This is a genomic window from Neisseria sp. P0019.S002 (assembly GCF_051957155.1).
Lineage (GTDB): Bacteria > Pseudomonadota > Gammaproteobacteria > Burkholderiales > Neisseriaceae > Neisseria > Neisseria perflava.
Map to the genome: position 1 here is coordinate 1 of NZ_JBQCWS010000005.1, position 19,357 is coordinate 19,357.

Annotated in this window: 20 protein-coding genes, 3 tRNA genes and 1 pseudogene; 15 read left to right on the plus strand and 9 right to left on the minus strand. The window is 47.6% G+C overall.

Annotation, left to right across the window (positions count from 1 at the left end; all coding sequences use genetic code 11):
• From ACTHTY_RS08760 to ACTHTY_RS08770, 3 genes and pseudogenes are all read left to right on the plus strand, one after another.
• On the plus strand, positions 1 to 1,017 hold a 1,017-nt coding region (locus ACTHTY_RS08760), incomplete at its 5' end, for a glycohydrolase toxin TNT-related protein (protein ID WP_440367248.1).
• Complete coding sequence (locus tag ACTHTY_RS08765; protein ID WP_006155758.1) at positions 1,011 to 1,250, plus strand: hypothetical protein; 240 nt, start codon at positions 1,011 to 1,013, stop codon at positions 1,248 to 1,250. The genes ACTHTY_RS08760 and ACTHTY_RS08765, both read left to right, overlap by 7 nt.
• 269 nt (positions 1,251 to 1,519) lie before the next feature.
• Positions 1,520 to 1,729, plus strand: a pseudogene (locus ACTHTY_RS08770) (RHS repeat protein); the annotation flags it as partial.
• 91 nt (positions 1,730 to 1,820) lie between these two features.
• On the opposite strand, the gene ACTHTY_RS08775 reads toward ACTHTY_RS08770, so the two are convergent.
• Both ACTHTY_RS08775 and ACTHTY_RS08780 read right to left on the minus strand, forming a co-directional pair.
• Positions 1,821 to 1,895, minus strand: a tRNA-Glu gene (locus ACTHTY_RS08775).
• 12 nt (positions 1,896 to 1,907) lie between these two features.
• Positions 1,908 to 1,984 (minus strand) — tRNA-Arg (locus ACTHTY_RS08780).
• Between the two features lie 115 nt (positions 1,985 to 2,099).
• Here ACTHTY_RS08780 and ACTHTY_RS08785 point away from each other — a divergent pair.
• Both ACTHTY_RS08785 and ACTHTY_RS08790 read left to right on the plus strand, forming a co-directional pair.
• Positions 2,100 to 3,491, plus strand: a complete 1,392-nt coding sequence (locus tag ACTHTY_RS08785) for an exonuclease domain-containing protein (RefSeq protein WP_440367250.1) — start codon at positions 2,100 to 2,102, stop codon at positions 3,489 to 3,491.
• Positions 3,492 to 3,689: 198 nt separating this feature from the next.
• A complete protein-coding gene (locus tag ACTHTY_RS08790; RefSeq protein WP_440367252.1) occupies positions 3,690 to 4,481 on the plus strand; it encodes a Cof-type HAD-IIB family hydrolase in 792 nt (263 codons plus the stop codon).
• Between the two features lie 67 nt (positions 4,482 to 4,548).
• Here ACTHTY_RS08790 and ACTHTY_RS08795 read toward each other — a convergent pair whose 3' ends face one another.
• The 4 genes from ACTHTY_RS08795 to ACTHTY_RS08810 all read right to left on the minus strand — a co-directional run bounded on the left by ACTHTY_RS08795 (position 4,549) and on the right by ACTHTY_RS08810 (position 7,637).
• Entirely contained in the window at positions 4,549 to 4,755 is a 207-nt protein-coding gene (locus ACTHTY_RS08795) for a DUF2788 domain-containing protein (protein WP_003747401.1), read from the minus strand.
• 88 nt (positions 4,756 to 4,843) lie between these two features.
• A complete protein-coding gene (gene metZ, locus ACTHTY_RS08800; protein WP_128581722.1) occupies positions 4,844 to 6,013 on the minus strand; it encodes an O-succinylhomoserine sulfhydrylase in 1,170 nt (389 codons plus the stop codon).
• A gap of 144 nt (positions 6,014 to 6,157) precedes the next feature.
• Positions 6,158 to 6,715 (minus strand): DUF3465 domain-containing protein, encoded by a 558-nt coding sequence (locus ACTHTY_RS08805; RefSeq protein WP_440367253.1) that lies wholly within the window; start codon positions 6,713 to 6,715, stop codon positions 6,158 to 6,160.
• A 121-nt stretch (positions 6,716 to 6,836) separates the two neighbouring features.
• The gene (locus ACTHTY_RS08810; protein ID WP_440367255.1) at positions 6,837 to 7,637 is read right to left on the minus strand and encodes a hypothetical protein; all 801 of its coding nucleotides are present in this window, start codon (positions 7,635 to 7,637) and stop codon (positions 6,837 to 6,839) included.
• Positions 7,638 to 7,803: 166 nt separating this feature from the next.
• On the opposite strand from ACTHTY_RS08810, the gene ACTHTY_RS08815 reads away from it, so the two are divergent.
• The 3 genes from ACTHTY_RS08815 (at position 7,804) to ACTHTY_RS08825 (ending at position 9,313) form a co-directional block, all read left to right on the plus strand.
• Complete coding sequence (locus ACTHTY_RS08815; protein WP_440367257.1) at positions 7,804 to 8,055, plus strand: NGO1151 family protein; 252 nt, start codon at positions 7,804 to 7,806, stop codon at positions 8,053 to 8,055.
• Positions 8,056 to 8,131: 76 nt separating this feature from the next.
• Positions 8,132 to 8,944 (plus strand): transporter substrate-binding domain-containing protein, encoded by an 813-nt coding sequence (locus ACTHTY_RS08820; RefSeq protein ID WP_440367258.1) that lies wholly within the window; start codon positions 8,132 to 8,134, stop codon positions 8,942 to 8,944.
• Positions 8,945 to 9,073: 129 nt separating this feature from the next.
• Positions 9,074 to 9,313 (plus strand): putative hemolysin, encoded by a 240-nt coding sequence (locus tag ACTHTY_RS08825; protein WP_308880970.1) that lies wholly within the window; start codon positions 9,074 to 9,076, stop codon positions 9,311 to 9,313.
• Between the two features lie 65 nt (positions 9,314 to 9,378).
• Here the strand turns inward: ACTHTY_RS08825 and serS are convergent, their stop codons facing one another.
• Together serS and ACTHTY_RS08835 are read right to left on the minus strand one after the other, a co-directional pair.
• Positions 9,379 to 10,674: a serine--tRNA ligase gene (gene serS / locus ACTHTY_RS08830; protein WP_440367259.1), complete on the minus strand. Its 1,296-nt coding sequence runs from the start codon at positions 10,672 to 10,674 to the stop codon at positions 9,379 to 9,381.
• A 125-nt stretch (positions 10,675 to 10,799) separates the two neighbouring features.
• A tRNA-Glu gene (locus ACTHTY_RS08835) sits at positions 10,800 to 10,875 on the minus strand.
• A gap of 133 nt (positions 10,876 to 11,008) precedes the next feature.
• Here ACTHTY_RS08835 and ACTHTY_RS08840 point away from each other — a divergent pair.
• The 4 genes from ACTHTY_RS08840 to dcd all read left to right on the plus strand — a co-directional run bounded on the left by ACTHTY_RS08840 (position 11,009) and on the right by dcd (position 13,914).
• Positions 11,009 to 11,908: a recombination-associated protein RdgC gene (locus tag ACTHTY_RS08840; RefSeq protein WP_440367260.1), complete on the plus strand. Its 900-nt coding sequence runs from the start codon at positions 11,009 to 11,011 to the stop codon at positions 11,906 to 11,908.
• 77 nt (positions 11,909 to 11,985) lie between these two features.
• Positions 11,986 to 12,768, plus strand: a complete 783-nt coding sequence (locus ACTHTY_RS08845) for an ADP-ribosylglycohydrolase family protein (protein WP_440367262.1) — start codon at positions 11,986 to 11,988, stop codon at positions 12,766 to 12,768.
• 22 nt (positions 12,769 to 12,790) lie between these two features.
• Positions 12,791 to 13,222 (plus strand): hypothetical protein, encoded by a 432-nt coding sequence (locus ACTHTY_RS08850; RefSeq protein WP_440367264.1) that lies wholly within the window; start codon positions 12,791 to 12,793, stop codon positions 13,220 to 13,222.
• 125 nt (positions 13,223 to 13,347) lie between these two features.
• Positions 13,348 to 13,914, plus strand: coding sequence for a dCTP deaminase (dcd, locus tag ACTHTY_RS08855; protein WP_003680541.1), 567 nt, complete (start codon positions 13,348 to 13,350; stop codon positions 13,912 to 13,914).
• Between the two features lie 55 nt (positions 13,915 to 13,969).
• Here the strand turns inward: dcd and ppsR are convergent, their stop codons facing one another.
• Positions 13,970 to 14,791: a posphoenolpyruvate synthetase regulatory kinase/phosphorylase PpsR gene (gene ppsR, locus ACTHTY_RS08860; protein ID WP_036491303.1), complete on the minus strand. Its 822-nt coding sequence runs from the start codon at positions 14,789 to 14,791 to the stop codon at positions 13,970 to 13,972.
• Positions 14,792 to 15,208: 417 nt separating this feature from the next.
• Here ppsR and ppsA point away from each other — a divergent pair, with 417 nt between their 5' ends.
• The 3 genes from ppsA to ACTHTY_RS08875 all read left to right on the plus strand — a co-directional run bounded on the left by ppsA (position 15,209) and on the right by ACTHTY_RS08875 (position 19,222).
• On the plus strand, positions 15,209 to 17,593 hold the full coding sequence (ppsA, locus tag ACTHTY_RS08865; RefSeq protein ID WP_440367266.1) for a phosphoenolpyruvate synthase: 2,385 nt from the start codon (positions 15,209 to 15,211) through the stop codon (positions 17,591 to 17,593).
• 270 nt (positions 17,594 to 17,863) lie between these two features.
• Positions 17,864 to 18,568, plus strand: coding sequence for a peptidoglycan DD-metalloendopeptidase family protein (locus ACTHTY_RS08870; protein ID WP_440367267.1), 705 nt, complete (start codon positions 17,864 to 17,866; stop codon positions 18,566 to 18,568).
• Positions 18,569 to 18,739: 171 nt separating this feature from the next.
• Entirely contained in the window at positions 18,740 to 19,222 is a 483-nt protein-coding gene (locus ACTHTY_RS08875; protein ID WP_440367268.1) for a hypothetical protein, read from the plus strand.
• The last annotated feature ends 135 nt before the right edge of the window (positions 19,223 to 19,357 follow it).

Here is a 19,357-nt window from a genome sequence, read left to right on the forward strand (position 1 = left end):
TTCGGCAACCTGATCCACCGCGAACTGGCCGACGGCGAAGTGCAGAACTATTTCTACGATCTGCATGACCAACTGGTTAAAGCCGAAATCTTCAAAAAAGACGGCACGAAAGAGACTTGGGCCTACACCTACGACGCCTTGGGCAGAAGGATAGGCAAAGGCCGTCTGAAAAACGAAGAAGTTTCAGACGGCCTCGAAGAGGAAACCCGCTTCGTTTGGGACGGCAGCCACCTCTTGCAAGAAATCCAACCGGACGGCAGATATACCTATCTCTACACCGATCCCGACAGCTACGAACCTTTGGCACAGGTACGCAATTGGACAACCGAAGACGGCGAAAGTAGACAACAAATCCTCTACTTCCACTGCGACCAAATCGGCATCCCGAGAGAGATGACCGATAAGGACGGCAACCTGGTTTGGTTCGGCGACTATTACGGTTGGGGTAAACTGAAGAACGAGACGAACGTAACGGGAACGACGCACCAGCCGTTCCGCCTGCAAAACCAGTACGCCGACCGTGAGACGGGGCTGCATTACAACTTCTTCAGGTACTATGAGCCTGATGCGGGTCGGTTTGTGAATCAGGATCCTATTGGGTTGTTGGGTGGAGATAATTTGTATCAGTTTGCGCCTAATACGAATAAGTGGCTTGATGTCCTAGGTTTAAATAAAAATCTGCCCGCACCATATTGGCCTCCTAATAGAGGCGCTTTAGGTGAAGTAAGGAGTATTACACTTCCGGTTGGCACTCTTGTTGATAGGTATGGTTATCCAGGAGGAACATTTGTATCTCCAGTAGGAACACCATACCCTATGAGAGCCTTACCTCCTGGTTCTAATCAAAAGCCTTATACCATATATAGGGTACTGAAACCAATTGATAATGTAGCTGCAAGTAAAATTATGCCGTGGTTCGGAGAGATTGGATTAGGGACACAGTATGAATTACCAAAATCTGTTAAATCATATATAGAATCTGGGCATCTGGAAGAGGTGAAAATAGGAAAATGTTAAAAATTAATGAATTAAATTCATATCTTAAAAGTAAAGGTGTACCAGAAGATAGTTACTCAATCAATGAAGTAAATGATGAATCATTATGTATTGTTGAAGAAAATAAAAAATGGCATATATTCTATTCTGAAAGAGGATTGAGAACCGAAGAATATTGTTACCAAGATGAACATTTGGCAATTCTATATTTTATAAATCGGTTATCAAAAATGTTAAATTTTTCTTTCGAATGAAAAAAAGCAAACTGTAGCCTGTATGAAACTTTTAATTATGGTATGGGGTATGTGCGTAACATACACGCTGCTTCTACTTTTTAAGCGACATCTAAATCTTCTTTGAAGGCGTCTGAGCTATCGATTCTTTAACAATTTCATTACTGATTGATGTAGAGTTCGTCTGAAAACTTACTTTCAGGCGACCTCTACCAAATTTCTCTCTTGTTGGTTACACCACAAGCTACGGCTACAACGCCCCCTCACCACTAAACTGATGGCGCAACTGCATTGCCCCAAAAGACGTCGCTCCGCTTTCAGACAGCCTCGACAGCCAAACCCCGCTGCGGATTACCGAGTTCAAACGTGATGTATTGGGACGCTTAATCCATACCCTTGCCCGCGAGAACGACAAAGTTCAGGAAACCGTTTACCAATACGACTTCAACGGCAACCGTACCGCCACCGTCCTGCCCGACGGCAGACAAATCAACTACCTGAGACCTTTGCAAAATTAAATAACTATAAACTTTTAAATGTGAAAAAAATAAGCCATCCCTATTCTTTAGTGATGGCTTATTTTAAAGTAACTGGCACGCCCACGGGGAATCGAACCCCGGTTACCGCCGTGAAAGGGCGATGTCCTAACCGCTAGACGATGGGCGCGGAGATTTTCTGTGGCGCACCCGGAGCGATTCGAACGCCCGACCCTCTGGTTCGTAGCCAGATACTCTATCCAACTGAGCTACGGGTGCATCAAGAAAGATTTGAATTATAAAGAGAGGGCTATTTACTGTCAAGCGTTTTATTTGGAAAACTTGCAGACAGCGTGTAAAATGCGCATTTGCTATTGAATTTACAGAGAATAAAATGTCAGATTTCGCACGCTGGCCGCTCTTATCCGAAGCATTTTCCCGTTTGGGACGGCCTGTGGTCGTGGTGGATTTGGAGACGACCGGTGGAAATTTCTATCAAGACAGGATAACGGAAGTCGCCCTTGTTCGTTTTGATCAAGGACGCGCCACACATTACGAGCAATTGGTCAATCCTTGCCGCAGCATTCCCGAATTTGTTGCCAGGCTGACCGGAATTCATGATGAAACGGTGAAAAACGCGCCTGTCTTTGCCGATATTGCAGCCGATTTGTTGCCGCTGTTGCAAGGTGCAGTGGTTGTTGCACACAACAGCCGCTTTGACTACACCTTCCTGCGCCACGAGTTTGCCCGTATCCATACTGACTTTGCCGCACCCTCGCTCTGTACGGTTCAACTGTCTCGCCGCCTGTATCCTGAGTTTTACAAACACAGTCTCGACAGCATTATCGAACGCACCGGCATTCAGACGGCCAACCGCCACCGTGCCATGACCGATGTTGCCGCATTGTGTGATTATCTCGAATTAAGTCTGGCAGAAAAAAATCATCAACAATGGGACGAACACGTCCGTGTATTGATGAATCCGAAAATGTTGCCCACTTGGCTGCCTGATTCGCTTGCCCAACAGCTCTATGCCCTGCCTGACAGTTACGGCGTATTGGTTTGGCTTGACCATTTCGGCAAAGCCCAAACCATTGAAGCACATGAACGTGCATACAGCGAAACTGCCACCCTGTTGCACAGCAAAAAACTGCCGCCACACATCAAAGCCGCAGCCTCCATCCGTTTTATTCCGGCAGTCGGACAGCTTCATACATTATGGCTCAAAGCCCAGACCATGCAGGAATACCAACTGATGCCGTCTGAAAAGTCCACATCGTTTTCTACCGTCCGCTTTATCGCTGACGAACACGGCAGCCTTCAAGCACGCATTGTCTTGTTAAATAGCGGCACCAGAAATTGGCGCCCTTATGGTTTGTTTGCCCACAAAAAAGCAGCCAAACGCGCTTTGACGCAATGGTCGCAAGAACACAGACTCTGCCCAGATTCGCTCAACATTTTGCCGACCAGCTACGCAAAAGGCGAACCCTGCCCTGTCGAGGCTGTCGGAAAATGCAATGGCAACTGTCGCCAGCCAAACGGTATCAAACATCAAAACCAACGCATTACCGAGCTTGCCGCCCTACTCCCCGTAACCGATTGGGGCAAAGCGCACGAAATTGAAATTACCGAAACCGACCCCCTGACCGGAAACAGCATTACCCTGCTCTGCGCCGGTGGCGCGTTGGCATTGCCTGATGGAAGCTGGTATTTCGACAGCAGCCTGCCTCTCGTGATTAAAAACAAATTCAGGCAAGACAAAGAAAATATCCGTTTGATTGCTTAAAACAAGGCCGTCTGAAAACCAAATTTTCAGACGGCCTATTGTGAATAACTTTCCGCTTTATTCCAAAAATAAAAATCTGCCTAAAATTTAATCAGAACTTATTTTTATAATAGCAATCAAATACTAAACCAATTTATACACAAGCTGTTCACACAATTTTCAATGAAAGCTGTGTATACACAGCCCAACGAGTGAACCATGAACAACCCTGAAATCATCTTCTTTGACATCGACGACACCCTCTACCGCAAATACACGGATACCTTACGTCCTTCAGTTGCCCAAGCCATGCGCGCATTAAAAGCCAAAGGCATTTTGACTGCCATTGCCACCGGCCGTCCTGAAGCCGCTATTCCTGCCAAAATCAAAGCCTTGATTCAAGAATGCGGTATCGACATGCTCGTTACCATCAACGGCCAATATATTTCCTTTCGCGGCGACCCCCTGCAAAGCTACCCTTTGGACATTGCCGACATCGAAACCGCCATCAACCTGGTTGAACAACACAAAATAGACTACGCCTTTGTCAACAACCAAGAAATTGCCGTTTCCTCCCATTCGCCGCGCGTTGTCGAAGGCTTATCGCATATCCTGCCCAACTTCCTGACCGACAAAGAATATTTCCGCAAACAGCCAGTTTATCAAATGTTGGTCTTTGTGGATAAGGAAGAAGAAAAAATCCTGCAACCGCTAACCCAGCAACACGGCTTCAAATCCGTCCGCTGGCATGAATATGCTGTGGACCTGCTGCGCAAAGAAGGTTCAAAAGCACGGGGCATCGCCCACGCAGTGGAAAAACTGGGCATTGATATGAGCAAAGTAATGGCATTCGGCGACAGCTTCAACGACTTGGAAATGCTGTCAACCGTCGGCTTCGGCGTTGCCATGGGCAATGGCGAAGAAGCGGCCAAAGCCGCCGCACAATTCGTCTGCCCAAGTGTCGATGAAGACGGCGTATTGCGCGGCCTGCAAGAATTAGGTGTAATTTAAAACATCAAATCAAAAGGCCGTCTGAAAAAATGTTCAAACGGCCTTGTTCTATCTATAAGCTTCCTGCTTATTTCGGCAATACCAAAAAGCTAATCAGCAATTCTTTGAATACAAATCCAAACACACCCAAGCCCAAAACCAAGAAGAGCATGGCAATGCCGAATTTACCGGCTTTGGATTCTTTACCCAAGTTCCAAACGATAAAACCCAAAAAGATAATCAGGCCGGTGAGGAGGATTTTCATTGCCCACGAGGCAAATTCTGCTTCAGACATTATTTTTTCCTTTTATTCTTAAGATGTGTGTTTAATTGCTTTCAGACGGCCTATTAAAATTTAAGGCCGTCTGAAATTTGTTTTTAGATTATTTGTTCAATGCTTGTTGCAAATCATCAATCAAATCGTCGATGTGTTCCAAACCGACAGAGAGACGGATCAAGCCCGGGCGGATATTGGCGGCGAGTTTTTCTTCAGGCTGCATCCGGCCGTGCGTGGTTGTCCACGGATGGGTGATGGTTGAACGCACATCGCCGAGGTTGGCAGTACGGGAGAAAAGCTCCACGCCGTCCACGACTTTCCATGCTGCTTCTTGGTCGGCGACTTCAAAGCCGATGACGATGCCGCCACCGTTTTGTTGCTTGCGGATAAGCTCTGCCTGCGGATGGTCGGGCAAACCGGTGTAGTACACGGCTTGGACTTGCGGCTGTTGTTGCAGCCATTGGGCGATTTTTAACGCATTGTCAAACTGTTTTTCCATACGCAGCGACAAGGTTTCTACACCACTCAACAACTGCCATGCGTTAAACGGAGACATCGCCAAACCGCAAGAGTTGCAATACATGGCAACTTGCGTCATCAATTCTTCCGAACCGGCCAACACGCCACCCATCACGCGGCCGTGACCGTCAATCGCTTTGGTTGCGGAAGAAACAGAAATATCCGCACCGTGTTTCAAAGGCTGCGAACCGGCTGGCGACAAGAGGCTATTGTCCACCACCAAAAGCGCGCCGATGCTGTGCGCCAGTTCAGCCAGCGCTTCCAAATCGGCAACTTCGCCCAAAGGGTTGGACGGAGTTTCCAAGAAAAACAGTTTGGTATTGGGCTTGATTGCCGCTTTCCATTCATCTACATCAACCGGCGATACATGGCTGACTTCGATGCCGAACTTGGTAACGATGTTGTTGATGAAACCGACGGTCGTGCCGAACAGGCTGCGGCTGGAAACAACGTGGTCGCCTGCTTGCAAGAAGGTAAAAAACGCCGCCTGAATTGCAGACATACCGGTCGAAGTGGCTACCGCGCGCTCTGCGCCTTCCAATGCGGCAATGCGTTTTTCAAAAGCGGCAGTAGTCGGATTGGCTGTACGGGTATAGGTAAAGCCTTTAATTTTTTTGGAAAACAAATCTGCCGCATGTTGCGCGCTTTCCCACATGAAGCTGCTGGTCAAAAACAGCGCCTGATTGTGCTCGCGATATTCGGTCTGCTCTTTGCCGCCCCGGATGGCCAGCGTTTGCGGATGAAGTTTTTTGTTCATTTATTCTCCAATCTACTGTGTATTCCAATGGACGGAACAATATTTTTCCGTCTGTTTAACTTGTTAACATTTTGCGCCGATTTCTACCATCTTTCAAGCCGAAGGCCGTGTTTTGGGCCGTCTGAAAAAACAGGAAAACCGTTTTTACTGATAAAGGCGGCCATCGTGTTTCAACCAGCCGTCAGTATGCCGGCCTGACGGGTCATGGTGCGTCCAATGGATAACGCCGCCCTGCTCCGACCATTCGTATTCGCCGTAAAATGCTACTTTATCACCTTTTTTCAAGCCTTTGATTTTATCGGCCAAATCGATATTATGCGCCACCAAAAGCGTCTGGCCGCTGGAAAGCTTCAAAATAAAGCGTTGATGGCGCGTACCTTTGTTGTCATCCGGCAGGGTTTTCCATACCGTGCCCTCGCCCTCAACCTGAATATCGCTTTGCTCGTTTTCAAACGCCTGTTTCAAAACCGCTTCAGCTGATTTGCCCAAACCGATTTGCTGCTGAGCCGTATCGGCATTCTTTTTGCCCGAATTATTTTGTTTTTGAACGACTTCTATTTTCTGCTGATTCTGCGATTGTACCGGCTGCTTGTTTTGCATTTTGTTATAAGCAAATACGGCAACCAAAGCAATCAGCAATACAATGATTTTATTTTTATTCATAACAATCTCAAAAAAAATGCCCGATTCTGCATCGGGCATATCAACTATTTAGAAAGGATATTTATCACGAAAACGTGAGCCGCTATTATACACGCTTCGTAAAATTTTAAGGGAATTTTACGCCGAAGGCCGTCTGAAACTTTTCAGACGGCCAGGATACTCAACGGCGGTATTTCATTTCAGTCTTCATATCGTCCAAAATACGTTTGACGTTATGTTCCAATACATCTTCCACCAAGCCTGGCGCCTGCTCGTTCAGCATTTGCTGCAACTGGTAAGTGAACACGGCCATTTGTTTTTGTACGGCAATCCGAATCATGCCGTTGACCGCATCGGCCACATGGGGACGCAAACGCTTAATCAGACGCTCGGTCAAATCTTTTTCAGAAACGCAGAATACTTGCCGACGGCCGATCACCTGCGGGTTTAATACATTAATATGGACATTAATGGCCGGTTCTTGTTCAAGGCCGTCTGAAACCGCCTCTTCAGCCGCTTGCGCATCATCATTTTCCGGTTTTTCAGTTTCTTCCACTTCAGGCGCATCAAAATCTACGGCACTTGATTTCGGATTCAGTCTGACGGTTCGCGTTGATTCAATATGACGCTCTGAAGCCGCAGCCTGCAATGCCGATTGCGCGCTCAACCAGTTGTCCTGCAAAACCACCATCGCATCAGTTTCCACTGCCTCGCCCTCGTCGGCAAGGGCAGTATTGTGTTCCAACTGCCAGCGGTACAAATATTCTTCCAATACTTTTTCACGATTGTCCGCATCTAATTTATATTCTTTTTTAGACGCGGTTTTGGGCGCAACATCGACAGCGTCGTCCGATTTTTTGACCAATGGCACATGAGTCGGCGCAGTATTGAATTGTCGTGCCTGACGCAATCTTTCCAAGCGTTTTTCCCAATTCAGGTCTTCTTCCTCGAGGGCTGTGGGGTCAAGACGGTTGTTTTCCATAATAATCTCGTTTTTTCATTTTTATTGTGAACCGCATTCAAACCTAAAATCACTTGAAATACGGCCGATGGTTGGACATATCCGGCAAGCCGGCGCAAGCGTCACATTTTAATATTAATTCACTATATAATCACTATTTTATTTAATATACCCTCAAGGATACATCATGAGCAGCATCGAACAACGCCTCGAATACTTGGAAGAAGCCAACGACGTTTTGCGTATGCAAAATCACGTCCTCGCCACCGCCCTCAAAGGCCTTATCCGTTCCCTGCCCTCCGACATGGCCAACGATGCCGTAGAATCCATCCAGCTTGCCTTTGAAGACGCGTTGGCAGAATTGAACTACGAAGACAGCCCGCACACCGACCTCTTCCATGACGTAACCTACGCATTTTTCCGAGAAAAAGACCACTAATTTCAGCTAGTTTGTTCACAAAATTATGCTAAACTAAGATTTTATCCGTTAACATTTTATTAAGAAAGCACATATCATGAACATGAAAAAATGGCTGGCCACTGCCCTCGCTTGTTCCGCCCTTGCCCTGACTGCCTGCGGCGGTCAAAGCAACAATGCCTCTGCTCCTGCCGATAAAGTGTACCGTGTCGGCTCTAACGCCGAGTTTGCCCCATTTGAATCTTTGGATTCTGCCGGCAAAGTAGAAGGTTTTGACGTAGATTTGATGAATGCCATGGCCAAAGCCGGCAACTTCAAAGTCGAATTCAAACACCAGCCATGGGAAAGCCTCTTCCCTTCTCTGAACAACGGCGATGTGGACATCGTTATGTCCGGCGTAACCATCACTGACGACCGCAAACAAAGCATGCTCTTCAGCGATCCATACTTTGAAATCACCCAAGTTGTCCTCGTTCCCAAAGGCAAAAAAGTAGCTTCCTCCGAAGACCTGAAAAACATGGCCAAAGTCGGCGTGGTAACCGGCTACACCGGCGACTTCTCCGTTTCCAAACTCTTGGGCAACGACAATCCGAAAATTGCCCGCTTTGAAAGCGTTCCCCTGATTATCAAAGAATTGGAAAACGGCGGTTTGGATTCCGTCGTCAGCGACAGCGCGGTTATTGCCAACTATGTGAAAAACAACCCGACCAAAGGCCTGGATTTCATCTCCCTGCCTGACTTCACCATCGAAAACTACGGTATCGCTGCACGCAAAGGCGACGAAGCCACCATCAAAATGTTGAACGATGCGCTGAAAAAAGTACGCGAAAGTGGCGAATACGACAAAATTTACGCCAAATACTTTGCTAAAGAAGGCGAAAAAGCAGAAAAAGCCGAAGTAGCCAAATAATCTGGTTTGACTTCCTAAACTAAAGGCCGTCTGAAAAGTTTTCAGACGGCCTTTAATCTAGTTAACGCCATTAAACGAAAGCATCCCCTATAATCCATTTGTTTTTATCCTTCAAATGAAAGACACGTCATGATCAAACCCCTTATCCTCAGCCTCGCTGCCGCCACTGCTCTGGCTGCCTGCTCCGCTTCTGAAAAACAAGAATCCCCCAACGTCGGCGTGGCCAATCCGGCTTCTGAATTCTGCGTCAAACAAGGCGGCAAATCCGAAATCAAAAAAGACAAAGATGGTGGCGAATACGGTGTGTGCCACTTGCCTGACGGTACCGTTGTCGAAGAATGGGAATATTTCCGTCAACACAACAAATAATTGTTCAATCATAGAAAAGGCCGTCTGAACCCAAGTTTCAGACGGCCTTTTTATTTAAACAACGATTATTTTACTTCCAATTTGGTCACGCCGCCCATATACGGTTGCAACGCAGCAGGAACATTAATGCTGCCGTCGGCATTTTGATGGTTTTCCAAAACGGCCACCAAAGTACGGCCGACTGCCAAGCCTGAGCCGTTCAAAGTATGTACCAAACGGTTTTTACCGTTTTCATCTTTGAAACGCGCTTTCATGCGGCGTGCTTGGAAATCTTCGCAGTTGGAGCAGCTGGAAATTTCACGGTAGGTGTTTTGCGCAGGAACCCAAACTTCCAAGTCGTAGGTTTTGGTTGCGCCGAAGCCCATGTCGCCGGTGCACAAAGTAATCACGCGGTATGGCAGTTCCAACGCTTTCAAAATATTTTCAGCGTGTCCGACCATTTCTTCCAGCGCTTCGTATGATTTTTCCGGATGAACGATTTGCACCATTTCCACTTTGTCGAATTGGTGCTGACGAATCAAACCGCGCACGTCTTTACCGTATGCGCCCGCTTCGGAACGGAAACATGGGGAATGCGCAGTCAATTTCAACGGCAAATCGCTACCGGCCACAATGCTGTCGGCAACAGTATTGGTCAGCGTCACCTCGGCGGTCGGAATCAGATATTGCGTTTTCTTACTCTCGTCGCCGCCGCGGGTAACGTGGAACAAATCTTCTGCAAATTTAGGCAGCTGGCCCGTACCTTGCAGGGTCAGATCGTCCACAATGTAAGGCGTGTAATGTTCGGTATAGCCGTGTTTCAGCGTATGCGTGTCCAGCATGAACTGAGCCAAAGCGCGATGCAGACGGGCGATTTGACCTTTCATCACGGTAAAGCGCGCGCCGGAAAGTTTCGCACCGCCTTCAAAATCCAAACCCAAAGGCTCGCCCAAATCAACATGGTCTTTGATTTCAAAGTCAAATTCTCGCGGCGTACCGACTTTGCGGACCTCAACGTTTTCAGTTTCGTCTTTACCGACAGGCACACTTTCGTGCGGCAGGTTCGGAATGCTCAACAACCATGCATCCAATTCTTTCTGAACCGCATCCAAATCAGCAGCAGCCTGCTCCAAATCCACTTTGATTTGGGCAACCTGATTCATTGCAGCTTGAGCCTCTTCGTGTTTGCCTTGGCCTTTCAACGCACCGATCTGTTTGGAAATACTATTGCGTGAAGCCTGCAACTCTTCTGTTTTCACTTGAACGGCTTTGCGTTGCTCTTCCAAAGCGTTGAAACGCGCGGTATCAAACTCATAACCGCGTGCGGCCAAACGTTCGGCGACTGCGGCGGTATTGCTGCGGAGCAATTGGATGTCTAACATTGTATTCTCTCGTTAAGATTCGGAATGGCATTATTGTAAACCAATTTAAAGATATTTTCACAGCGGCAGGCCGTCTGAAAACAAAAAACGCCCCTGCAAAAAGCAGGAGCGTTTTTTAAGAATCCTGGCACGCCCACGGGGATTCGAACCCCGGTTGCCGCCGTGAAAGGGCAGTGTCCTAGGCCTCTAGACGATGGGCGCGTAACCGAAGCGCGAACTATACAGAAAGCCTTTTCTTCTGTCAACGCCTTTACTGCATTTTTAAAGATGCTGCCGATTTCCGTATGTTATTTTCCCTGTATAATGCCGGTTTTAATAAAAAGGAAAACTCGCCATGTGGTTTAAGCAAATCAGTTTTTATCCGCTCAACAAAGACAAATTGCCCGAATTGGAAGTCCTTGCCGACAAATTGGCGCAATCCGAATTTGCCCATTGTCAGGGTTTGGACTGGTTTAGCGAAGGCTTTGCCACGCCGGTTTCCTTTTCGCCCGAGCTGGTTTTCCCTGCCGATTACACTTGGCGCGTTGCTCTGAAAAAAGAAGAAAAAGTCCTGCCTGCCGGCGTGATCCGCGATATTTTGGATGAAAAGGTTTTGGAAATCCAAAACAACGAAGCGCGCAATGTCGGCCGCAAGGAAAAACAAGAACTGAAAGAACAGATTACTGACGACCTGCTGCCCCGTGCCTTTACGCGCAGCAGCCGCACACAGGCGATTTTCGACACGCGCCACGGGTATCTTTTGATCAACAATGCCGCCTCTGCCAAAGCGGAAAACATCCTGACCAAGTTGCGCGAAGCGTTGGGCGGTTTAGAAGCCTCGCTGCCCAACACCAAACAATCGCCCTCTTCCCTGATGACCAGCTGGCTGCTGCAAGGCCATTGCGAAGGCGGTTTTGAATTGGACAGCGATTGCGAACTCAAAGGCGTAGGCGATGTTGTTCCGGTCGTCAAAGTTTCCAAACAAGACCTGACCGCCGACGAAGTGGTACAACACGTCAAAAACGGCAAAACCGTTACCCAGTTGGGCTTGGTATGGCGTGAACAAATCGCGTTCATCCTCACCCAAGACTTTACGCTCAAACGCATCCAGTATCTGGACGTTTTGCAAGAAGAAGCCGAAAGCAACGGCGACGATGCCGCCAGCCTCGCCTTTGCCTCACAAATCCTGATGACCGAAGCCATTAGCACCATGTTGGAAGAACTGGTTTCTTATTTAGGCGGCTGGCAAGAGTAATTTTTCAGACGGCCTTTCGATTGGGAATATCAAAGGCCATCTGAAATATAAATAGAAGTATCAGAAAGGATGTCATGATGTTGGGCGCAATCATCGGCGATATTGCCGGTTCACGATTCGAGTTTGACAACTACCGTCACACCGATTTCGATATTTTCAGCCCCGACAGCGACTTTACCGATGACACGATTTGCACTGTTGCCATTGCCGATTGGGTTTTACAAGGCTGCAACAATAATTTGGCCTCTATTTTACAAGGCTGGTGTAGGGCATATCCCTGCCCCAAAGGCGCATATGGCGGCCGCTTCTCACAATGGATAGAATGGAAAGATCCAGAACCTTATAATAGCTGGGGCAACGGCTCGGCCATGCGTGTTTCTGCCGTTGGTTGGGCATTTGCCACATTGGAAGAAACCCTGCATTTTGCCGAACAATCCGCCATCGTAACGCACAACCATCCGGAAGGCATTAAAGGTGCACAAGCCGTAGCTGCCGCCATCTTTTGGGCGCGTACCGGTATGGGCAAAGCGCAAATCAAAGAAAACATTACACGACAATTCGGCTACGACTTGAGCCAAAGTTGCGACCAAATCCGCCCGCATTATCATTTCAACGAAAGCTGTCAGGAAACCGTACCTCAAGCGATTACCGCCTTTCTTGAAAGCGATGATTTTGAACACGCCATCCGACTGGCAGTTTCCCTAGGCGGAGACAGCGATACCTTGGCGGCCATTACCGGCAGTATTGCTGAAGCCTACTACGGTATCCCTACGTCTATGCGCGAACACGCTTTAGCCATATTGCCACGCCGTATTGCTGAAACCCTGCTGACTTTTGAATCCCAATATCAGGCCGTCTGAAACTGCCTGCAAAAAGGAATAAATGATGAAATACCTCGCCCTACTCCCTATCGCCTTTATGCTGGGTACGCCTGCCATTGCCGAAACCATCAATCCTTATCAGGAAAAAGGTTGCGCTTATGATGGCGATGTCGGCAAAGACGGCAAACCATCCGGCAAAGGCACATGGAAATGCCAAGACGGCCGCAGCTATGTCGGAGCCTTCAAAGACGGCAAATTTGACGGCAAAGGCGTATATACCGTTTCCAGCAACAGCGAAACCTTTATCGAACCTTTCTCCTCCAACAGCGCCAAATTACGCAATATGACGCTGGAAGGCGTATTCAAAAAAGGCAGGGCGCACGGAAACTTTACCGCCTCCCAAAACGGCACACCAGTCTTCATCATGAAATGCGAAGACGGTATGATTAAAGAAGTCAAACTGCCTAAGAAATCTGCGTCCAAAACCAAATAAACAGCCTTTTAGACGGTCTTATCCAGCTTTTAGGCCGTCTGAAACATCAATGAACAAGCCCGCCTAAAGGCTGTTGTGTTGATTTCAAAGAATTTCTAAACAACCCTTACCCCAGGACAACCACCATGAGCATTAAATCCGACAAATGGATACGCCGCATGGCCGAGGAACACGGCATGATTGAGCCGTTCGAGCCCAACCAAATCAAAGAGGCCAACGGCCAACGCATCATTTCCTACGGCACATCCAGCTACGGCTACGACATCCGTTGTGCCAATGAATTTAAAATCTTCACCAATATCAACAGCACCATCGTCGACCCGAAAAACTTCGACCCGAAAAACTTCGTTACAGTCGAAGACGACTGCTGCATCATTCCGCCCAACTCCTTTGCACTGGCGCGCACAGTCGAATATTTCCGCATCCCGCGCAACGTCCTGACCGTCTGCTTAGGTAAATCCACTTACGCACGCTGCGGCATTATCGTCAACGTTACCCCGTTCGAGCCTGAATGGGAAGGCTACGTTACACTTGAGTTTTCCAACACCACGCCGCTACCGGCAAAAATATACGCAGGCGAAGGCGTGGCCCAAGTCTTATTCTTTGAAAGCGATGAAGTCTGCGAAACTTCATACAAAGACCGAAACGGCAAATACATGGGACAAACCGGTGTTACCTTGCCCAAGACCTAATATACAAAATAAAAAAAGGCCGTCTGAAGTTTCAGACGGTCTTTTATCATTTCATTTAGAAACGGCGTTTCAGCTTGCAAGCCTGCAAGATATGAACGGCGAGTTCTTCCACAGATTTATCCGTTGTATTGGTAAACGGCACACCGTGGCGTTTGAACATATTCTGCGCATCGGCAATCTCGCTGCGGCAAGTATCGATTTTGGCATAGGTCGAATTAGGACGGCGTTCCTGACGGATAGCCTGCAGACGCTCAGGCTGAATGGTCAAGCCGAACAGCTTGTCTTTATAAGGTTTGACCATACGCGGCAAATCGGTCGATTCCAAATCATCGGGAATCAATGGATAGTTTGCGGCGCGGATACCGTATTGCAGGGCCAGATAGAGACAGGTCGGCGTTTTGCCCGAACGGGACACGCCCATCAAAATCACATCCGCTTCCTGCAGGTTTTTATCGCTGACGCCGTCATCATGATTCAGTGAAAAATTGACCGCCTCCATACGCGCATCATAGCGTTGGGTATTGCCGATACTGTGGTGCCCCTGCCGGGCGGCAACCGCCTCCGTATTGAGTTCCTTTTCCAAAAGACCGAGAAAGGTTTCAAAGAAATTAATATGGAACGCATTGGCTTTCTTGATAATTTCACGGATTTCGTCATTGACCACACTGACAAAAGCAATCGGGCGCACGCCGAATTTTTCAGCTGACTGGTTGACTTTGTCTACAACAGCACGTGCTTTTTCAGGCGTATCGATAAACGGATAGGTATGGCGTTTGAACTCAACATTGCCAAATTGGTTCAGCAAGGCTTCACCGATATTTTCAGCGGTCAGGCCGGTTCGGTCGGAAATATAGAAGACTTGGCGTGGATCAGTCATAATGAATCCTCTTGATGGTAACGTTTCAGACGGCAATCATAGCAGTTACAGCCTTTGCAATAAAGCGATTCCCGATAGATTACACAGGATTACAACAAATTTGAACAATTTTTAAATTGGCACAAAATTTTATTTTTTTCTATTTTATGGAATTTTATTCTAACATTGCAAAATAAATCTTGTTTATCAAATTTATTAACTTATTTTGTTTTCCATATTTAACAAGAAGATAACACGTAAAAACATGAATCTGATATTCACATTTCAGAAGGCTACACGCCTGAAAAGCACAACATCACAGACGAATTTGTGATTTTTAAAAAGATAAAACACATGACAGCCATCAAACGAATGGCTACAATAAGCAGGCGGATTTGTTTCTTTTTTAACATTTTTTGGATTGGATTGGACACACAAATGGCCGAAAACTACGTTATTTGGTTTGAAAACCTGCGTATGACTGACGTTGAGCGAGTGGGCGGTAAAAATGCCTCTTTGGGCGAAATGATCAGCCAACTGACTGAAAAAGGCGTGCGCGTTCCCGGCGGTTTTGCAACCACAGCCGAAGCTTATCGTGCTTTCCTGGCTCACAATGGTCTGAGCGAGCGTATTTCCGAAGCCCTGAAACAACTGGATGTTGAAGACGTTGCCGAGTTGGCGCGCGTGGGTAAAGAAATCCGTCAATGGATTTTGGATACTCCGTTCCCTGAGCAGCTGGATGCTGAAATCGAAACAGCTTGGAACAAAATGGTTGCCGATGCCGGCGGTGCGGACATTTCCGTTGCCGTACGTTCTTCCGCAACAGCAGAAGACCTGCCGGATGCTTCTTTTGCCGGTCAACAAGAAACCTTCTTGAACATCAACGGCTTGGATAACGTTAAAGAAGCCATGCGCCATGTATTCGCTTCCCTGTACAACGACCGTGCCATTTCTTACCGTGTCCACAAAGGCTTCGAACACGACATCGTTGCCCTTTCCGCAGGCGTACAACGCATGGTGCGCTCTGACAGCGGCGCCTCCGGTGTGATGTTCACCATCGATACCGAATCCGGTTACGACCAAGTCGTTTTCGTTACCTCTTCTTACGGTCTGGGCGAAAACGTCGTACAAGGCGCGGTCAACCCTGACGAATTCTATGTATTCAAACCTACTTTGAAAGCAGGCAAACCGGCTATCCTGCGCAAAACCATGGGTTCGAAACAAATCAAAATGATCTTTACCGACAAAGCCGAAGCCGGTAAATCTGTAACCAACATCGATGTACCTGAAGAAGACCGTCAACGCTTCTCCATTACCGACGCCGAAGTTACCGAGTTGGCCCATTACGCGCTGACCATCGAAAAACACTACGGCCGCCCAATGGACATCGAATGGGGCCGCGACGGTTTGGACGGCAAACTCTACATCCTGCAAGCCCGTCCTGAGACCGTGAAATCCCAAGAAGACAGCAGCCGCAACCTGCGCCGCTTCTCCATCAACGGCGAAAAAGTTATCTTGTGCGAAGGCCGTGCCATCGGTCAAAAAGTCGGCCAAGGCAAAGTACGCCTGGTGAAAGATGCCTCCGAGATGGATTCCGTTGAAGCGGGCGACGTACTCGTTACCGACATGACTGACCCGGATTGGGAACCGGTGATGAAACGTGCTTCCGCCATTGTGACCAACCGCGGCGGCCGTACCTGCCACGCAGCGATTATCGCGCGTGAATTGGGTATTCCTGCCGTAGTCGGCTGCGGCGACGCAACCGATCTGCTTTCAGACGGCCAAGAAGTTACCGTATCTTGTGCCGAAGGCGATACCGGCTTCATCTACTCCGGCCTGCTGGACGTACAAATTACCGATGTTGCTTTGGACAACATGCCTAAAGCCCCTGTCAAAGTGATGATGAACGTTGGTAACCCTGAATTGGCATTCAGCTTCGCCAACCTGCCTAGCGAAGGCATCGGCTTGGCACGTATGGAATTCATCATCAACCGTCAAATCGGTATCCACCCTAAAGCCTTGTTGGAATTTGACAAACAAGACGACGAATTGAAAGCGGAAATTACCCGCCGCATCGCCGGCTATGCCTCCCCTGTCGACTTCTATGTCGATAAAATCGCAGAAGGCGTGGCAACTTTGGCTGCTTCGGTTTACCCACGCAAAACCATCGTCCGCATGTCTGACTTCAAATCCAACGAATACGCCAACTTGGTGGGTGGTAGCATTTACGAACCGCATGAAGAAAACCCAATGTTGGGCTTCCGCGGCGCGGCGCGTTATGTCGCTGACAGCTTCAAAGACTGCTTCGCACTCGAGTGCAAAGCCTTGAAACGCGTTCGCGATGAAATGGGTTTGACCAACGTCGAAATCATGCTTCCATTCGTTCGTACTTTGGGTGAAGCAGAAGCTGTTGTTAAAGCCCTGAAAGAAAACGGTTTGGAACGCGGCAAAAACGGTCTGCGCCTGATCATGATGTGCGAGTTGCCAAGCAACGCTGTATTGGCAGAACAATTCCTGCAATACTTCGACGGCTTCTCCATCGGCTCTAACGACATGACCCAGCTGACCCTAGGCCTCGACCGTGACAGCGGTTTGGTATCTGACTCCTTCGACGAGCGTAACCCTGCCGTTAAAGTGATGTTGCACTTGGCAATCTCTGCCTGCCGCAAACAAAACAAATACGTCGGTATTTGCGGTCAAGGTCCATCAGACCATCCGGACTTTGCCAAATGGCTGGTTGAAGAAGGTATCGAAAGCGTATCGCTCAACCCTGATACCGTCATTGAAACCTGGCTGTATCTGGCTAACGAATTGAACAAATAAGTTCGATGAGACAAAAATCCCCTGCCCGTTTATCCCGGCAGGGGATTTTTATTGCCTTGCTCAATGCCGTCTGAAAAAACTTTCACTTTCTTTTACCTTACTAAAAAAGTTCTTTATCATCAAAATGATAAAAAAATATGCCGATATATCCACAAATTTTCAATGTTAATATACTGCCTTTATGTAGTTTATTCCATGCCTTTTGAGTGAACCTTTTTCCACTCTTCTTATCTATCATACACAGCATAACGATACATTTTGAAATAATCCATGAATACAAACTTTATTTCCACCTTTCAGACGGCCTTGAAACGTCTGGCACTCATCAGCACCATTGTCGTCTTAGCAGCCTGCGCCGGCAACAATACCTCTTCCAACCGCGCCGTACCTGACGGCTACTACAAAGTCCGCCCCGGCGATACCCTGACCCAAATCGCCAAACGCTACGGACAAAATGTCAACACACTGGTTGCATGGAATAACCTTCCCAACGCCTCACAAATCGAAGTCGGCCAAGTATTGCGCGTCCGCCGCCATGTCGCCCCACGCAGCACCGCAACGCAGCAACGCCAAACCACTGCCGTTACCCCAATCAACCGATTGAACCTGCAATGGCCGACCGATAACGCTTCATCCTCCATTATCCAACGCTACAACGGCACAACCAGCAAAGGCATAGATATTGCAGGCACACGAGGCCAACAAATCCGTTCCGCCGCAGCCGGTACCGTTATCTACGTTGGCGAAGAAGTCCGCGGCTACGGCAAGCTGATTTTGATCAGCCATAATGAATACACCATTACCGCCTACGCCCATAACGACACGCTTTTGGTACAAAAAGATCAAAAAGTCCAAGCAGGTCAAGTTATCGCCACCATGGGCAGCAGCGATTCAGACAGCGTCAAGCTGCATTTTGAAGTTCGTCTCAACGGCAAAGCAGTCGATCCCCTGCCTTATTTGACTAGAACAAATTAATACCTTAATCAAAAGGCCGTCTGAAATAACTTTATTTCAGACGGCCTTTTGATTATCTTGCTATAACAGCTATTTCAACAAAATCTTTTCCTATTTAACTTATGTTGATTGAGTGTAAATGCCGTTATACAATAACAACTCTTTTTAACATTCCATTTCAGGTACCCTACTATGTCTCCTAACCGTATCCTTGCAACCGCATTCTTGTTTGCATCTGCATTTGCCAGTGCAGATGTCCATATTGATGAAAGCATCCCTTACCGCGACAAAGAAGAAATCGATACCCGTATCGTTTCGGAATGTTTAGAAGTAGGCAGTATTATGTCCAAATCTTTGCAAGAAACTGCAGCCAAAAGCGATGTAACGGTTGTCCGTGACGGTAAAAAACAAGGTACATACGCAGATATCGCCATCACTTCCGCCATGAGTGCAGGCAATGCCTTTATCGGTCACGCCAAAGGTATGGCGGTTTCAGCCACTTTGTATGTTGACGGCAAACAAGTTAATAAAAAAACCTTTACCCGCAACTCTTCCGGTGGCATGTTTGGCGCTTATAAAAGCTCTTGCGCCGTCTTGAACCGCACTTCTAAAGTATTGGGTTCAGATATTGCCCAATGGGTGGTCCGCGAACAAAAAAACTCTCAAGATAAATAAAACCCCAATTTGATAAAGGCCGTCTGAAAAACCGTATTCAGACGGCCTATATATTTTCTATTTCTCTAGGAACAAAGAATTAAATTATCCATTAATCATTGTCAGAAATAGAGAATTTTATTTCTAACGCCCTTG

Excerpts from the sequence above, each read along its gene's own strand:
- ACTHTY_RS08875 (WP_440367268.1), top strand. The coding sequence starts at position 18,740 with ATGTCTCCTAACCGTATCCTTGCAACCGCATTCTTGTTTGCATCTGCA.
- ppsA (WP_440367266.1), top strand. The coding sequence starts at position 15,209 with ATGGCCGAAAACTACGTTATTTGGTTTGAAAACCTGCGTATGACTGAC.
- metZ (WP_128581722.1), bottom strand. The coding sequence starts at position 6,013 with ATGAACAAAAAACTTCATCCGCAAACGCTGGCCATCCGGGGCGGCAAA.
- ACTHTY_RS08790 (WP_440367252.1), top strand. The coding sequence starts at position 3,690 with ATGAACAACCCTGAAATCATCTTCTTTGACATCGACGACACCCTCTAC.
- ACTHTY_RS08795 (WP_003747401.1), bottom strand. The coding sequence starts at position 4,755 with ATGTCTGAAGCAGAATTTGCCTCGTGGGCAATGAAAATCCTCCTCACC.
- ACTHTY_RS08840 (WP_440367260.1), top strand. The coding sequence starts at position 11,009 with ATGTGGTTTAAGCAAATCAGTTTTTATCCGCTCAACAAAGACAAATTG.
- ACTHTY_RS08785 (WP_440367250.1), top strand. The coding sequence starts at position 2,100 with ATGTCAGATTTCGCACGCTGGCCGCTCTTATCCGAAGCATTTTCCCGT.
- serS (WP_440367259.1), bottom strand. The coding sequence starts at position 10,674 with ATGTTAGACATCCAATTGCTCCGCAGCAATACCGCCGCAGTCGCCGAA.
- ACTHTY_RS08845 (WP_440367262.1), top strand. The coding sequence starts at position 11,986 with ATGTTGGGCGCAATCATCGGCGATATTGCCGGTTCACGATTCGAGTTT.
- ACTHTY_RS08805 (WP_440367253.1), bottom strand. The coding sequence starts at position 6,715 with ATGCCCGATGCAGAATCGGGCATTTTTTTTGAGATTGTTATGAATAAA.
- ACTHTY_RS08820 (WP_440367258.1), top strand. The coding sequence starts at position 8,132 with ATGAACATGAAAAAATGGCTGGCCACTGCCCTCGCTTGTTCCGCCCTT.
- ACTHTY_RS08870 (WP_440367267.1), top strand. The coding sequence starts at position 17,864 with ATGAATACAAACTTTATTTCCACCTTTCAGACGGCCTTGAAACGTCTG.
- ACTHTY_RS08825 (WP_308880970.1), top strand. The coding sequence starts at position 9,074 with ATGATCAAACCCCTTATCCTCAGCCTCGCTGCCGCCACTGCTCTGGCT.
- ppsR (WP_036491303.1), bottom strand. The coding sequence starts at position 14,791 with ATGACTGATCCACGCCAAGTCTTCTATATTTCCGACCGAACCGGCCTG.
- ACTHTY_RS08810 (WP_440367255.1), bottom strand. The coding sequence starts at position 7,637 with ATGGAAAACAACCGTCTTGACCCCACAGCCCTCGAGGAAGAAGACCTG.
- ACTHTY_RS08850 (WP_440367264.1), top strand. The coding sequence starts at position 12,791 with ATGATGAAATACCTCGCCCTACTCCCTATCGCCTTTATGCTGGGTACG.
- ACTHTY_RS08815 (WP_440367257.1), top strand. The coding sequence starts at position 7,804 with ATGAGCAGCATCGAACAACGCCTCGAATACTTGGAAGAAGCCAACGAC.
- ACTHTY_RS08765 (WP_006155758.1), top strand. The coding sequence starts at position 1,011 with ATGTTAAAAATTAATGAATTAAATTCATATCTTAAAAGTAAAGGTGTA.
- dcd (WP_003680541.1), top strand. The coding sequence starts at position 13,348 with ATGAGCATTAAATCCGACAAATGGATACGCCGCATGGCCGAGGAACAC.